At 38.9% G+C, this 15,551-nt stretch carries 11 protein-coding genes; 2 read left to right on the forward strand and 9 right to left on the reverse strand.

The window, feature by feature from the left end; genetic code table 11:
- Window positions 1-332 precede the first annotated feature (332 nt).
- Window positions 333-848 carry a peptide-methionine (S)-S-oxide reductase MsrA gene (gene msrA, locus ACFX4G_RS19950; RefSeq protein WP_043975708.1) on the forward strand — a complete coding sequence of 172 codons (516 nt, stop codon included), beginning with the start codon at window positions 333-335 and terminating at the stop codon, window positions 846-848.
- A 49-nt stretch (window positions 849-897) separates the two neighbouring features.
- Here the strand turns inward: msrA and ACFX4G_RS19955 are convergent, their stop codons facing one another.
- Both ACFX4G_RS19955 and ACFX4G_RS19960 read right to left on the reverse strand, forming a co-directional pair.
- Window positions 898-2,535: a family 14 glycosylhydrolase gene (locus tag ACFX4G_RS19955; protein WP_043975710.1), complete on the reverse strand. Its 1,638-nt coding sequence runs from the start codon at window positions 2,533-2,535 to the stop codon at window positions 898-900.
- Window positions 2,536-2,641: 106 nt separating this feature from the next.
- Window positions 2,642-3,796 (reverse strand): endonuclease, encoded by a 1,155-nt coding sequence (locus ACFX4G_RS19960; RefSeq protein ID WP_377576398.1) that lies wholly within the window; start codon window positions 3,794-3,796, stop codon window positions 2,642-2,644.
- 288 nt (window positions 3,797-4,084) lie between these two features.
- Between ACFX4G_RS19960 and ACFX4G_RS19965 the strand changes: the two genes are divergently transcribed.
- On the forward strand, window positions 4,085-4,561 hold the full coding sequence (locus tag ACFX4G_RS19965; RefSeq protein ID WP_013081504.1) for a hypothetical protein: 477 nt from the start codon (window positions 4,085-4,087) through the stop codon (window positions 4,559-4,561).
- Window positions 4,562-4,611: 50 nt separating this feature from the next.
- Here the strand turns inward: ACFX4G_RS19965 and essA are convergent, their stop codons facing one another.
- The 7 genes from essA to ACFX4G_RS20000 all read right to left on the reverse strand — a co-directional run bounded on the left by essA (window position 4,612) and on the right by ACFX4G_RS20000 (window position 15,494).
- On the reverse strand, window positions 4,612-5,109 hold the full coding sequence (gene essA, locus ACFX4G_RS19970) for a type VII secretion protein EssA (protein ID WP_043975714.1): 498 nt from the start codon (window positions 5,107-5,109) through the stop codon (window positions 4,612-4,614).
- Complete coding sequence (gene esaA, locus ACFX4G_RS19975) at window positions 5,087-8,296, reverse strand: type VII secretion protein EsaA (protein ID WP_377576401.1); 3,210 nt, start codon at window positions 8,294-8,296, stop codon at window positions 5,087-5,089. Before esaA ends, essA begins: the two co-directional genes overlap by 23 nt.
- On the reverse strand, window positions 8,293-12,771 hold the full coding sequence (gene essC, locus ACFX4G_RS19980) for a type VII secretion protein EssC (RefSeq protein WP_340448547.1): 4,479 nt from the start codon (window positions 12,769-12,771) through the stop codon (window positions 8,293-8,295). Before essC ends, esaA begins: the two co-directional genes overlap by 4 nt.
- Window positions 12,772-12,783: 12 nt before the next feature.
- Window positions 12,784-14,088, reverse strand: a complete 1,305-nt coding sequence (gene essB / locus ACFX4G_RS19985) for a type VII secretion protein EssB (RefSeq protein ID WP_230184685.1) — start codon at window positions 14,086-14,088, stop codon at window positions 12,784-12,786.
- A gap of 14 nt (window positions 14,089-14,102) precedes the next feature.
- On the reverse strand, window positions 14,103-14,342 hold the full coding sequence (gene yukD, locus ACFX4G_RS19990) for an ESX secretion system protein YukD (protein WP_013055106.1): 240 nt from the start codon (window positions 14,340-14,342) through the stop codon (window positions 14,103-14,105).
- 93 nt (window positions 14,343-14,435) lie between these two features.
- Window positions 14,436-14,729: a WXG100 family type VII secretion target gene (locus ACFX4G_RS19995; RefSeq protein ID WP_013055105.1), complete on the reverse strand. Its 294-nt coding sequence runs from the start codon at window positions 14,727-14,729 to the stop codon at window positions 14,436-14,438.
- Window positions 14,730-15,101: 372 nt separating this feature from the next.
- Window positions 15,102-15,494: an SseB family protein gene (locus tag ACFX4G_RS20000; RefSeq protein WP_013055104.1), complete on the reverse strand. Its 393-nt coding sequence runs from the start codon at window positions 15,492-15,494 to the stop codon at window positions 15,102-15,104.
- Between the last annotated feature and the right edge of the window lie 57 nt (window positions 15,495-15,551).

Raw genomic sequence — 15,551 nt, forward strand, 5'->3', positions numbered from 1 at the left:
CAGCGCGAATATGCTGTTTCTTACCTCTTGTTACTAACGTACTAACTTTATTTATCTAGATGCCATCAGCACCCCAAAGTCCAGTCCGTAGATTGTACTTCTGTTGTGCAATTTCTTCTAAAACGATATATACATCTTATCTATTCTATCATTTTTTCTTTATTCTCTCCTTCATTTTTCAATCTTCAAAACAGTCGAGTTTATTGTGTAAAAGCTGTGGATATTCACCTTTATCCACAGCTTTTACACAGACTACAAACCCTTTTCTAGCTGTTTCAATATAAATTTGTTATAATACCCTTCATAACAACGGATTAAGTGAGGGATTACGTATGGAAAAAGCTACATTTGCAGGTGGATGTTTCTGGTGTATGGTTACACCTTTTGAAGAGCTAGAAGGTATTCACGGCATTGTATCAGGATATATGGGGGGAACTGTGGATAACCCTACTTATGAGCAAGTAAAATCTGGAACAAGCGGTTACTACGAAGTGGTTCAAATCACATTTGACCCCGAAGTGTTTCCGTATAAACGTTTATTAGATCTTTATTGGCCGCAAATTGATCCAACAGATGACGGAGGTCAATTTCAAGATCGCGGCTCGCAATATCGAACAGCAATTTTTTACCATAACGACAACCAAAAACAAGCAGCTGAAGAGACGAAGCTAGAGGTCGCAGAAAGCGGACGTTTTAAAAAACCCATCGTAACAAGCATTCTTCCTGCCTCTACGTTTTATGAAGCCGAAGAGTATCACCAAGATTTTCACAAGAAAAATCCAAAGCATTATAAAGAAGACCGCGCTAAGTCTGGTCGAGATGAATTTATTCAAACGAACTGGAAATAATTCTTGTGTTCAAAATAAAGCCGCATAGCAAACGCTATGCGGTTTTGTTTTACCAATTATCTGTATAAGTCGTTGTTGTTGACGGCACGCTCCAATATTGCTGCGAAGGCTGCCATGCTTTTAACGATCCATCAGCTCTCTTCACAATTGCTTTAAATTGAACATTTTGACTCGCAGGAAAATAGACGGTGCCTCTCCAATCAGCTGTAGATGAATTATATGTTAATTTAATTGGATAAATGGACGTATCCCACTGACCTAGCTCAGCTCTGTCTCCAACAATATAAACCGTTTCTCCTAATGCAGTTGGCGCATTTTTTACTACAACCGTTTGCGCAAGTGGTGTAACGCCCAACGTATTTTTAAATTGCCCCATCAGCGTATCATTGTTGATAACATCGTAGAAACGAAGCAAAGTAAATCCTGCAAAATTATAGTTAAAGGCCATTTCAGCTGCTTTTTTATATTGATCTTCACTGCCTATAGTTAAAGCATTTTCCCCGTTTAAAACAACTCCTTTTGCATTCGCAATACCCGCTACCTGGCGTACAAGCGTCTTTGGCATAGAATATTCCGGATAATTTCCGCTGTCCGTCATTTCTAAGCACGTAAACGTTATATCTAGCTTAGCTGTTTTAAACGCATCTAAAAGCGCGTTGTAATCATTATATCCAGCAGGTTTTTCTGCAGCATGAGGAATCGTGGGATTGTTATACTGCCAATGAATTCCTGCCACTTTTGCACCGATTGGTACGTTAAAGGTGGAATCAAAAGCCTGATGAGCTAACTGTCCAATACGTTTTGTATGATCTTCCAAAGCTCCTTGATACCATGCTAAGAAATCTTTTCCATAAGCTGTTGAATAACCATCTTTTAAGAACTGATAGCCATCTGATGGCGGTAAAATTTGCGATGCAGACGTTAAATTGGTTCCCCATGCTTGATTAATGCCAGCGAGTGAACCGTATTTAGTCAAAGCATATGATTGAAACTTGCTCTTGGCGAAGGATGTATACACTTGAAATTTCCCTCTAGACGGATAGCCGGTTCCGTCTGCTGCTGTATAAGACGGATAACGAATTTCACCTGCAGGGCCTCCTGATAAATAGATTTTAGCAATCACGTCTTTATAAGGTGCTAACGCTTGCGCAAATGCCGTGTAGAGCTCTCCGTATTGCTTAGAAATAACGTCCGTTGCAAGCGGGCTTAGCGTTTCTTTATTTGTCGTACCTGTTTCAGATTTAAAGTAAAGGCTGTCATCACTTTTTAAGTTCCATACCCAAGATGGAAGCGGAACGTTACAATCATCTCCTACATTGCCTCCGCACTGATGAGTAGAAATAATAGGAACGATCTTTATACCTGCATTACGAGCTGCTTGAGCAAAGCGCTGCGCATAGGAAAAATCGAACTGCTGATCGCCGTTTTTCTCCATATCTCCCCACCAGAAGTCTACTGTCACTGCATAAAATCCATTTTGTTTCGCTTTGCGTAAATCGTTCTCAAACGCTTCCCATGTTGTATAGTCTGTTACCTTTTTTAAAGGCGCCATTAAATAGGTTTTGTAACCTGGATTCATTGATTTTCCATCTACGGCAGCCGCTCCGTTAATTGGACTTAAAATGAAAGCGTTAACAAAAATAAACATCAAAACGAAAGCCAACCCTTTTTTACATAGCTGTTTCATATCTTCCCTCCATTTTTTCAAAATCACCTATAGGTATTCGGCGGATTTTAGTTTTTTCCTTTTTCTTTTATAAAAAAAAAGACGCCCCGCCAGGACGCCTTCTTCATTAGTTCCAAATCTCATTCACCCATTCAGGATGGTCAATAAAAGGATTGCGGTTATGCTGATAGTCTGAATAAATAATGTCATTTCTACGTCGTTCTCGATCATCTACTGGGTCTTGGGTATTCCATTGAAGAAGCACAGATAATTTCCCGTGATAAGGAGCAGTACCATTATTCACTGTGTTATTAAGTTCTAAGTCAGGCTCATCACTTACATCGCCTTCATAGCGCACGGCCATATAAAACAACATACGAGCCACGTCGCCTTTTACTTCATCTCGAGGTTCCCATGAATCACTGTCAAAATAATTTCCGAGTGCTTCGCTATGTTCCATCCCTCCGTTATCAAAATCTAAGTTTCCTCTCGTACTGTTTACAGATACATCGGTTGGACGTAAGTGATGAAGATCTGTTCCAGGTCCCATAGCTGTTCCAAAATCCCCGTGAGACTTTGCCCAGACGTGCTCACGGTTCCAATCGTCCACTCCGCCTCCATTTGTACTCTTAGCCTGTGAACGCCCTGTGTAGAGCAAAATAACGTTATTTGCGTTAGCTGGATCTTCATCCGTTTTCTTTAAAGCTTCCCATACGGCTGAATACGACAGTTCTGTGTGATGATCAATAATGTTATGAAGCTCTGTCTTTAAGCTGTTTCCTGTTTTTTTAGCTGCAGTACGATAGTAGTCTTCTACTGGAACGGTTGGCTCTGTGGGATCTGGAGCCGGATCAGTTCCTCCTGTTTCTGTACTGATAGAAGTAACTGATTTTATTCCTGGGTGTAAAAAATAAGGAGTGAGTGTGCCCGTAACAGTAAGATTTTTCCCTCTTAACTCCGAGTGACTTTGAAGTCCAAATGTACTTCGCAAATTTGAAGGAATTTGAACGTACACCATCTTGTCTGTATTGGTTTCATTTGAACTGTCAGCAAGAGCAAGTGCATAATCGCTTGGGTAATTGCTCGTAATAACTGTAGATGTGCCTGTAGGTTGACCTACTACATATCCTTTAACCGTTTGTACACTATTGTTTTGATTCTCAAGAGCTTGTGCAACAGATAAAAATGCGGCTGCTTGACTAACAGGAGTTAAGCTCACTAAAAGAACAAAAACAAGCAGGGATATTGCCCATGTTTTTTTACACAGAGCGTATAATTTCACTTTTTTATTCCTCCTATATGATAGGTTTGAAAACTAGTTTTCTTCCACCTCTTTATATTATTTTTTCACTGTGAATTCCCTGCCTCTTTTTTGTTAAGTTTTATAGTGAAAAAGATGTATTCTTCTTTACAGTGACGGCCACTTTATGCGAAGGGTTATATTTTTAAAAGTCCACATTGGAAAAAGCATTATGTGTCTTTCTTTATATATGGTATAATCAACCGAATCGTAAAAGAGCTTATACCATTTCAGAAAATGAAATGATTTAAATAGAAATGAGGATTGTGTATGCTTAGTTTTGACGAAAAATTAGCTATTATTTCATCGTTTCCAGAGCTGCATCGAAAAGATGTATCTTTAGGACGCGTGAATTTTCATTATGAAGAAAGCGTGTACGATAAAACGGTTGTTGTGCATCATCTGCATCCTAACGGAAATGGATTTGTATATGGAGGGTTTTTAAAAGGATATGAAACAAATGACAAAGGTCTTGTAAATATCCGTGATTATACAGAAGAAGAGCTCCGCTCAATTATTGAAGCTTCTATTGAATCTTTGTCAACCCTTCCTGATACAGCTAGAGAAGAAGCTATTGTAGGGAATGGAAATGAACAGCGCTGGAACGGCCCAGACAATGCAACGCTTTTACTTGTTCATGAAGATGATCTGTGGAATGTTTATTCTGGCTTGAATTTAGAGGCAGCATTTCTATCTTACGAAGAAGCAGAAGATTATTTGTTTGAAGAAGGCTTCCGCCGCCTATAAGCTTGCGTCTATACGCAAAAACCTCGCTGTTGATTAACAGCGAGGTTTTTTCATTTTTTCACAGAAGGTTGAGGGCTAATGCGCGGTATTAAAACCGCAAATAATACAACAACCCCCACACCAATCAATAATAAATAAAACCATTGTAGGTCTGATGACTTTTCAGAAGCAGTTTGTTCTGTTCGATCTTTCTTGTAGGAAGTGTTTTTAGAAGAAAACAAGTTATATTCTTTTGCTTTCGCAGAAATCGTATTATCTTCAGCTGATGCGTTCGCAAAAAGACTTTCTTTTAAGCTCTCTTTCTCTACATCTTCCTCTTTTTCAAATGTAAGATCCTTTATTTCCTCCGGAATATTTCCTACTTCTTTTTTATTTTCTAGCAAAGATTCGGGGTCCAAGTTAATCGGATCATCCTTATATACATTTGGTTTAATCTCTTCAACGTTTCCGTCATCAGCTTCAGCCGCTGCTGCTATAGGGAAACAAAGAAGTGAAAAAATAAGAACAATACTTCCAATCTTCTTATTAAGCACTATAGGTTTCATCATTTTCAACCTCTTTAGTCGTCTTTAAAGCACGAATAATAGATGGCAGAACACTTAAAACGGCAGTCATTCCCAGTAATACAATAAGCGCCTGTCCAAACAGAGACTGCGTATCATATTGAATTGACATATATACTTTAGATACTGGATCTTCGTAATTAAAGTTTGGCATAGATAAGTTAAGAAGCGGGGTAATATAAAATAAAATCAACCCTACTGTCGTAACCCATCCAGCGAAGCTTCCTAATAAGAAAGCAATACGTACGAGTGTAGATGTAGCAAGCAATAAGACGATCGTAAAGATTGACCATTCCATTGCCCGGTCTCCCGATAACGAATAAATATTAAGGCTAAAGATACTTACCATTAACCCTACAATCAAATTCAATAACCCAAACAGTGTACCTTTCACAAGCATAGGTGCATGTCGGTAGTATTGACTGAAATAGCCAATTAGTAAGCTGCTGATTAAGATAATAACCAAAATGACAACTGGTGGAACCTCTTTTACTTTTTCAGCCGGCACTTCACCGCTTACTTGAAGAGGATTGGCTAAATAATGATAAACGTAATCATTATTCTGTCCATCTACTAATGTATTATTTAACAAACGGTATACCTGGCCGCGAACCAACTTCGTTGAATCCACGTTTTGGGCCCACTTGCTGTTAAGCGTGTCAGCTTTATCCTGGACTTCATTTACACGCTTCTGCAATTCATCTGTGTATGTGACAACATTTGCTTGTCTTTCACCTAAAGATGAAATGAGTTCGTTCATTCCCTTCAACTCTTGACCCATGCTTTGCTGCAGCGTCATTAAGCCCGTTACGTCCGGAGCTTCTTTCTTTTCTAATGCTTGATCTTCACCTGCGCTAGATTGAAGCTCTTGATTCATTGCATTTGCTTTTTCTTGAATAGCTGATAGCTCTTCCATAATAGATGCTTGTTCAGCATCAACTGTTTGTCCATATTGATCAGCAAAATCTTGCACTGAACTTTGGAACTGTGCTAACTCTTCTTTTGTTAGAGACAGGTTTTGTTGGATTTGCTTACGTGCATCTTGAGAAGAGACGGTACCAGCTAACGCCTGCTGCAAACTTCCTTTAATAGAGTCATTGTTAAGGACGCTGTTCTGTATGTCTGTATTTCCTACCTGAGCTAAAGTCAAATCATACTGCGATAAATCACCGTAGTACTTTAGCAGATCTTCTGCACTGCTGCTTTGAATCTTACCTGAGAATGTATTGCTCAACTTTTCCTTGCGAGAAGCTGAAAGGTTTGGAGAAGATAAAATTTTATCTTCTTTGTTTGTAATCATCGTAATGAGATTGTCTACATTCACACTACCTTTAGAAGGCTTTTTGCCGTCTTCTTTCAACTTTTCATTCTCTTTTTTTAATCGTTCATTTTCTTCTTGAAGCTTAGCAATTTGACTGCTCGACGACTTGGTCGCTTCTTCTAAGTCTTTCTCTGCTTTGTTTTTCTGTGCTGTCAAAGACTTAACGTCTGCTTCCAAACTGGCAATTTTTCGCTTCAGCTCATCCGTATTTTCTCCTGAAGCTTCCGGCTGAACTGTTACATTTTGCAGCTCATCTTTGACTGCTTGTACCTGTGTTTTCAGATTAGCCACTTTTTCAAGCGCACTTTTCACAGCATTGGATGTACCTGATGCATCCGATGTGTCCGATGTTTCAGGCGTTTCAGGCGTTTCAGGCGTTTCAGGCGTTTCAGGCGTTTCCGTTCCCTCAGATGTCTCAGGTGCTTCAGGTGCTTCAGGTGTTTCGTTCACCATTCCTTGGAGCTGCTGTTCTAAGTCTTCAAGGCCTTTTGATATATCATCAAGCTTTGCTGTTTGCTGAGATAAATCCACTTTAATTGGTTCTGACGTTCCTTCGCCTTGACCGGAATCTGGCTGAGTTCCATCATCTTCTCCAGGATCCGTTGGCGTCTCTCCACCTTGATTCGGATCTGGCTGAGTTCCGTCACCTTCCCCAGGGTCCGTTGGCGTCTCTCCGCCTTGATTCGGATCTGGCTGAGTTTCGCCGTCTTCTCCTGGATCCGTTGAGCCTCCGCCACCCTCATTTGATGAAGCTGTCTCTAGCTGCGCACGAAGCGGCTTTAGCTTACTTTCAATTTGATTTAGGGTTGTTTGCTCAGACTGCTGTTTATATGAACTGACTATTTGGCCGTTCAAATCTTGCAGAGCTTTTTCTTGTTCACTGACGTTATCCGCTTGTTGGTCTCCAAGTTCTCCGACGGCTTTTTGATTTTGATCCAACTGCTGTTGAATGGAAGATAAGCCACTAAACACTTGATTGGCCTGCTCATTAAAATTTTGCTTAGAGCTTGGCTGATTAGATTCAAGGGAAGACAGCCCTTCTTGAATCGCAGTGACGCTTTGAGCCTGCGTTTTTTCAAGCATTTGTTTCTGTGTTTCTTGATATGTTTGATATTGATTTACATATCCAATAAAGCTGTTTAAATTCTTTTCAACCTGTTCTACGTCGCCTTGTCTGTCACTCGAACCTTTTTCTGCTTTATTTACATTATCTTGGATTTGCTGAAGAATTTTCTTTTGATCATTTAATTCACCTGCTAAATCTTTTGAATTCGGTTTATAAAAAGCGACCATTGTTTTTTGAAAGGCGATTTCTTTATTTAGAATTTTATCGAACTGTCCTCGTACCTTATCCACTTCCTGTGATACATAACTCCAGTACAAAGAGGACATTTCATTATTAACCTTTGTAGTAGCATCTTCTAATTCCCCTACTACTTTTTCCTTATTAACTGCGTTAAGCTGACTTTGAACTTTGTATTCCAAAGTAGCTTTTTCTGGCTTTTTTTCCTGATACGATAAAATATTTTGTGAGAAGGTCGAGGGAATATAGATAACCGCATCATATTTTCCATTCTGTAAACCGCTTGTAGCTGCGCTTCGTCCAAGCACGGTCCATTGATAATCCGACCCCTCCTGTAAAAGAGGAGTCACTTTTTCTCCAAACTCTATCGCTTTTTCACTATTTTCTTTTACTCCATTATCTTCGTTAACCACCGCAATCGTTCTTGTTGAGTTTTCTGTGACTTGCAGTGGGTTGTCTCCAATATACTGGAAAAAGAAAGAAGGAAGAGCCAAAATTAAAACAACAGCTAATATGACTTTAAGTGTATACTTACGCTGTTCGGTCATGTTAAGATCTTCCTTTCACTTACACATAGCGGGATTTGAATTCTTGTTTCTTTTCCACTTTTAATATAATAACCGAAGCCAGGGTTAACGTCAGCTTCTTTTCGGTCATAAGGAAGTGTAAATAAGCTTTGCTCTGTTTTCTTCATCAACAGCACGGCTTGGCTAATTTGCTTCACTTCTGTTGTTAAGGCGTCAAATCCTTTTGAAAACTCATTGTTGTTCCCTGCAACAATCAAGTTAAAGCCCAGGTGACTGTAATTTTTCATCAATTTTGTAATACGATCCTGCAGGACGCTGTCTAAGTTTTGCTGGAATCGTACAAATCCATCTACTACAAGCATGATCGGGGAAAATGAAAGACTGTGTACCGTTCCTTCCTGCACTGCTTCCAAATACTTATTTTCACGTCGCTGCAATCGTTCTTCAGTTAAATCAAGCCAGTCGATAATCTGTTCTTTTGTTTCCATGTAAACAACTTGCTCTTCAGCTGCATAACTTGATAAACCGCGGTCAACCGAATCAAATAGTCCGATTTGCTTCACGCCTTGTTCAAGCGCTGTTTGCAGTATGACCTTCACTACATTTGTCTTTCCTTTTTGCGTCTGCCCCATGACGATGCAATGCTTATTTTTCTTAAAGTTCATATGCACCGGTCGAACAAACTCTTCATCTAATCCAAGAGGAATGACTCCTTTTTCCCTAATAACCCTTCTGTCCGTTATAAACTCGGCAAGTACAAGTTTTGATGACAGCATTGGTACAGGCTCTGGAACAATAGCATCAGCATATTGATTCTTTAATCGTTGAATGTGCAGCTTAACTGTATCAAAAATTTCAAAATCATCTTTTCCTTCCGCAGGTAAAAACAGCTGCGCAAAATAAGGTTGATCCGTTTTGATAATAGCCCGGCCTGGAATAGACTCTAGCGCATACGGCGTACGTCCTAAAATAGAATACGCTTCTGAATGATCCATTAAATAATGAACAACCTTCGTTTTCAAATTATTCATAAGCGACTGACGAATAGAATTCACCCGCGTCGCGGTAAAGATCATATAAATTCCTAAAGACTGACCGTCACGCACGAGCTGTGTGAACTGCATTTCTAGATCTTGCATTTCTTCTTTGACAAGATCAAAATTATCAATCGTGATAAAAATTAGAGGAAGCTTTTCTGAACTTAGAGCATTATACATTTTGATATTGCTAACTTCCCGCTGTTGAAATAACTGCTTTCGCCTTGCGATTTCTTGTTTGATAATCGTCATGAATTTTTCAATTTTACGCATTTGATCCATTAAGAAATAATCCGCCGTATGAGGCAGCTGACGAAGCGGCAGCAGCGTGCCGTTTCCAAAGTCAAAAATGTAATAATGAAGCTGCTCCGGGCTCTTTCTTTCAGCTAGACTAAGAAGCAACATCATGACTGTAAACGATTTACCGTATCCTGACGAACCAAATATACCAATGTTTCCATCGTCCATCAGCTGATAGTTATATACCGTTTGGCTTTGCTTTTCCGGTTCATCAATCAAGCCAATTGGGAATACGCCGTCTCGCTTCTCTTTGTACTCACTGCGAAGCAATCTTTCTTTAAGAGGCGGCAGCCATGGACTATTTAATTTTTTGATAGCTAGTTCCTGCTGCGTTTTTTCAATTTTTTGCACCACAACATCAATTTCTGCTTCCGCTTGTTTAGATGACGTCTGCTGAGTAGATACATCAGATAAAGGAATCAACCCGAGATCTGTGACAATGGCGACTTCATCTTCAGCCCCATACGTATCTTCCATGTACGGGGCACCGCTCCAAGCTGACTGAAACAGTTCATACACTTCATTATTTCCAACCTGCAGATAGCCTCGACCCGTCACCGTAATAGAAGCAGCGTCCGCATTTTTTAAGATTTCTTTACTGTCAGCGGCATCTTGGACTTTTAAAGCTACTTTAAAGCGTGCATTACTCCAAATTTGATCGTCAATAACACCGCCTGGCTTTTGCGTCGCTAAAATTAAATGAACGCCCAGACTACGTCCAATGCGCGCCGCGCTGACTAATTCCCGAATGAACTCTGGTTCTTCACTTTTTAACTCGGCAAATTCATCCGAGATTAAGAATAAATGAGGCAGAGGTTCTTCTGCCATACCTTGCTTATATAAATCTGTATAATCATTAATGTGATTGACTTCATATCTATCAAACAAGCGCTGGCGTCGCTTTAATTCACTTTTAATAGAAGCTAGGGCTCTTGTACTAAAATTCTTACTTCCTTCAATGTTTGTAATGGTTCCAAGCAGATGAGGCATGTTTTTAAACGGCTGAGCCATTCCTCCGCCCTTATAGTCAATCAATAAAAACGCGACTTCATGGGGGTGGAAATTCACCGCTAGAGAAAGAATGTACGTTTGTAAGAATTCACTTTTCCCTGACCCCGTCGTACCTGCAAGTAATCCATGAGGGCCGTGAGCTTTTTCATGAAGATTTAGTTCAACAATATCTTCTTTTCCTTTTAAACCAATGGGAACTGCTAGCGACTTAGCTGATTCATTGCTTTGCCACCTTTGCACGATATCCAACTCACCAATTTCTCTTGCTTTAAATAATTCTAAGAATGAAACGCTATTTGGAATTGAGTTGGTCATACCAACTTGGTGATCCAATGTCCGCAGCATCCTTGCAAATCTTTCATTATAATCAAGCGTGTGTTTATCAAGCTGAAATGGAATATTCACAGCTTTTTGCTTTTGAATTAATATATCCCCCTCGGATTCGTTAATATAACGGACGAGTGTATGAACATGCTCCGTTAAGCTTTCCTTTGTCTCTGCCCCAAATATCGCAGAAAACCCAAGGTGAGGGTGATATCCTTCTAAATACTCTAAGATAACGTGATCTGCAATTAACTGCTGATTCGTAATAATAAAAACAAAGTGAGGCAAGAAGACACCTTCTCCTTTTGCTTCATCTAAATCGCGTTCTCTCAGCATTTCATAAATAGAAGATAAAAGCTGATCTCTCGTTTGTTCATTATAGATGAAACCTTTCGCAAAAGAATGCGGAAGCTGAAAATGAGGAAGCCATTTCATCCATTCCCACTCTTTATATTCTTCTTCATCAAAAATGAATACGAATCTTACGTCATGATAACTGTGGGAAAATGCCAGCTGTCCTACAAGCTGATGCAGTTCATTCTTCACCGTTTTCATCTTTCCTACCAGACCGATAGAGCCTAAACCTAAATGAGCGGTAACAGGGGCATTTTTCACTTCTCGATAGACCTTTTCCATGTGCTGAGACTGCTCAAGCAAATCATCAATTTCTCGATTAGCCATATCTCCGCTATTCAAAGAAATTTGGTAGCTTCCCGGAACTGTTCCTGTTCCAAGGCGCACCTGTAAAAAATCACTGCTTTCTACAGTTCGTTCCCAAATTCGATCAGAAATCTGTTCTGTTAAATATTTCATGCGTTCAAACGTCGGAAAATGATAAGATAATACATCTCGTTGAACTGATACTAGTTCTTGTAATTCCTCGCGCTTGTTCTCTAAATACTTGGTATAAATTCGACGACGACGCTCCTGCCGCTTCTTGCGCTGTTTTTTATCTTTGAAATATTGAACGGTAGATACAATCAGCGTGGTCGTAAACATCATGACAGATATAATAATAAAAATTCCCCTAGGCTGAATAATCGAGACCGTACCCATGACTAAAAGCATGACTAATGGCGGTAAAATAGTAAGCCACAAGCTTCGGTTATTTTCATCATTGTCTTGAGATGGAAAGGACAAGCTCACCTTATCATTAGGCAAATCATATATCATGCGCGGTGTCCGTCTATAAACCGGGTACTTCTTTTTCATTTCAGAAATAGGCTGTGCCGTAGTTGGAAGCTTAGATGCATAATCATAGCAGCTTTGAATCTTCAGCAAATCTTTTTCGATCAATTGAATCGTCATAGAAGACCATAAAATGAGATCTCCGGGCTGAAGGTTCGTATTCTCTTCTAGTCGGTGTCCGTTAAGATAAAGCGGTTCTTGGTTATAAAAGACCTTCCACTTTCCATTTATCTTTGATAAGTAAAATCCTTCTTTTGGCTCTACTACACACTTTTCTTTCTGCTGATACACATCAGCTGTTTCATCACTTGTGGAAAACGAGACTTCTGAGCCGTAATCAATATAATAGACAGCTTCTTTAACAGCCGTGTCTGTAAGGACAAAGGTTAAAGCATGTCCTTGTTCTCGCCATACAAACGACTGAGAAACAGATAGCTCTGCTATCCTTTTTTCTCCGTAGGAAATCAAGAGCCGGCCGTTTTTTTCAGATGACAGCGTCATTTGCCCTTTCTCAAACGGATAGGAAAATGTAAAAGTTTGATGCTGAGTGTTTCCTACCGTTGCTTGGCGAAAGGTTTTAAAATCTACAGGCAGCTGCTGATACGTTTGCCCACTAACTACCCAAAGCATATTCATACAACTACCTCCCTACTTCGATTGATCTTCCTGCTGTTTTTTCTGCTCTTCTTGTTTCTTTTTCTCGGCTTCTGCAGCTTTCTGTTCTTCTTCCTGCTGCTTGGCCGCCTGTGCCTCCTCAGCTTGTTTCTCTTCTTGCTGCTTGGCTGCTTCCGCTTCTTGCTGATCATTTTCTTTCTTAAATTCTTCAAGTTCGTTCGCTACTTTATCAAGCTCCTCTTGCTTTTTATCAGCCGCTAAATCGTTGTCTGTCTTTAGCTGACCTTCGTATTTCATTAGTGCATAGATAATTAACGAACGTTCTTCTAACAACCTGCTGACTTCTAGCGCTTTTTTGTTGTCTCCTCGGCCAATGTAAAACCAATAGGCAAAATACTGAGGATCTGACTGAAGCGTAATAGTCTTTAAAGCATTTGCTTTTTGCTCCTCACCTAACTTTTCATTAACAAGATAGGAAGTTGCTATTTCGTACTGCACAATTTTAGGCATGCTTTCAATGTCATAATCTTCAAGTGTATCGACTACTTTGCTGTAGTTTTTTTCAAGAAAGTATTCGTTGCTTTCTACAAATGCTTCTTGTTTCGGCTGAGCAAAAAAATAAGAGTAAAAAGTATAAATAAGAGCTGGAATTAATAAGACAAGTATACCCACAGATGAAAACTTAAAAATGGTCCAGCGTTTTTGAGGAAGTTGAACAAGTGTCTTTTGATGCTTTTCAATTTGGGTTAGCTTATGCTGAACAAATTGACTCAACTCTTCCTCATTGCTGATATGCATTATTTTTTTAGCGTCTTCTTTTAATTGCAAGGTCTCATATAACTTAAAATACTGTTCAAATGTATGCGATGAGTCAACGGCTGCTGCTATCGTAGCCTTTAACTCTTGAAAACTTTGTTCCCCGTTAGACTCATAAGGAGGTAAACTTTCTTTCACTCCATAATGTAAAAAAGCCGGACTTAAACTTTTATCAAAAATGATATTCTCTGGACAAATCAACAAATGCAGCCTTGAAAAAGAATGCTGCTTTACCTGTTTGATAAGCTGATCTGCAAACAGCCACTTTTGCTGTTCTTCTCTTCCTCTTAATGCTGAAAAAGGTTGAAATTCAGAGGTAGGCTTAATTGTTATTTTAAGTTCATCATCGCTCATCATGATTTCTTTTTGAAAATTCGTGTTTACATCCTTTAACATTTCAATTTCAACAGAACGATTAAGTCGAATTTTTTCTTTTTGAAAAACAAATGTATATTCATTATTATGACGTGTCATTACAGCTTCGAGCTGTTCTTCTAAGTAAGTCGGTTTCTTCTCTGACATTCTAATAGACTCCTTTAGAGAATTTCGATACAATCACCTGTGGTAATTCCGCAGTTAATCATCGTCTCATTTCCCGAGAAAATAAGATTTTTATTTGAAACACGTATCCACGCACCGTCCTTTGGTGATTGAGTAATCTTTTTAGCTTGCCAAACGATCTCGACTACTTTTTTGAGTGAATGATAGTTTGATAGTCGCAAATCGAACCGATCACCTGTATAGTGCTTTAAGTCTACTGTTACTTCTATATACATAGGGTTTCATCACCTCAAAACATAGAAAAAGCGCCTTCATCTTTTGAGAATAGGGCGCTCCTTTTATTACTTCACTTAGATTATTAGATGAAGTTAACCGCGGATTTGGCTAGCGATTTGGTTATCTGTATCTTCAAGAACGTTTGCAGAGTCATCTAATTGCTTAGCAATCTTTGTAAGTAGGTTAGACATTTCAACGAAAGAAGGCTTTAATTCTTCGTATTGAGCAGCAAACGCTTCGCTTGAAGCACCTTCCCACATGTCTTGAAGTTGATTTTTCATTGTATCAAGACGACTTACTAATTCTTGAACTTGACCGCTTTCGTTAGTATAACGACCCGCCATGTCGCGAAGCTCTGCTGGTGTTACGCGAATAATTCCTGACATACATATCTCTCCTTCGGTTTATATATTTACTATTATTGTAAGAAACTCTAGTGATAAGGTCAAAGGTTACTTGCAAAAGCCTCCAAAAATGAGAATATGTATCTACAAATACCCCTAAAAAATGCAAATAAAACCTAAAAAACCAAGATTTTGTTCTCATTTAAACCTTTTCCATCTGATCTATAGGTACCTATTTAAAGGAAAATAAAAACTATAAGACTATTAAATTACATTTTTGTTCATTATCTATAAAACTCTTTACTAGTAATAAAAAAGCAGCAGCCTATTTAAGGCCCTGCCTCTTTATATATCTTCTATTTATTTAAGATTCAGACATGCTTTGAAAAAGCACATGCGCTTTTTATTTTTTGGCTACTGCTTAAAATAATTTTGATCTTCTTTTAACATCCTTATTTCTTCGGGGATGAATAATTTTGAGAGAGGCGTGTCAGGGTTAAGTAATATCGCTATTTCTTCATTTAATACAGGCAGCATATCCTTAAATGATACGCATACGGTCTTTTCATCTTTCAGCATCTGTTCAATCGGATATTTTGACGAAAAAACAGGTAAATATCGGTACGCTGCGCTTTTCATCGTCTGAACGTAGTGCTCTGCAATCAATATATCTGATGCTCCATGCTCTGAACTAACAACTAGCCATAAATTGCTATTCATTAAAGTTTTATAAAATTGAGCAATTTTCTTATTATCTTTCATTGCTTCAATTAACGATTTTTCTAATAAGTTAAATGTATATTTCATTGCCGAGACAACCCTGTAAGGAACTGTACCATTTCACTTCCAGCGCCATCATATACT

Source organism: Priestia sp. YIM B13486 (genome assembly GCF_042787865.1).
Lineage (GTDB): Bacteria > Bacillota > Bacilli > Bacillales > Bacillaceae_H > Priestia > Priestia megaterium.

Excerpts from the sequence above, each read along its gene's own strand:
- yukD (WP_013055106.1), bottom strand. The coding sequence starts at position 14,342 with ATGTATATAGAAGTAACAGTAGACTTAAAGCACTATACAGGTGATCGG.
- ACFX4G_RS19965 (WP_013081504.1), top strand. The coding sequence starts at position 4,085 with ATGCTTAGTTTTGACGAAAAATTAGCTATTATTTCATCGTTTCCAGAG.
- ACFX4G_RS20000 (WP_013055104.1), bottom strand. The coding sequence starts at position 15,494 with ATGAAATATACATTTAACTTATTAGAAAAATCGTTAATTGAAGCAATG.
- msrA (WP_043975708.1), top strand. The coding sequence starts at position 333 with ATGGAAAAAGCTACATTTGCAGGTGGATGTTTCTGGTGTATGGTTACA.
- essA (WP_043975714.1), bottom strand. The coding sequence starts at position 5,109 with ATGATGAAACCTATAGTGCTTAATAAGAAGATTGGAAGTATTGTTCTT.
- essC (WP_340448547.1), bottom strand. The coding sequence starts at position 12,771 with ATGAATATGCTTTGGGTAGTTAGTGGGCAAACGTATCAGCAGCTGCCT.
- esaA (WP_377576401.1), bottom strand. The coding sequence starts at position 8,296 with ATGACCGAACAGCGTAAGTATACACTTAAAGTCATATTAGCTGTTGTT.
- ACFX4G_RS19955 (WP_043975710.1), bottom strand. The coding sequence starts at position 2,535 with ATGAAACAGCTATGTAAAAAAGGGTTGGCTTTCGTTTTGATGTTTATT.
- ACFX4G_RS19995 (WP_013055105.1), bottom strand. The coding sequence starts at position 14,729 with ATGTCAGGAATTATTCGCGTAACACCAGCAGAGCTTCGCGACATGGCG.
- essB (WP_230184685.1), bottom strand. The coding sequence starts at position 14,088 with ATGTCAGAGAAGAAACCGACTTACTTAGAAGAACAGCTCGAAGCTGTA.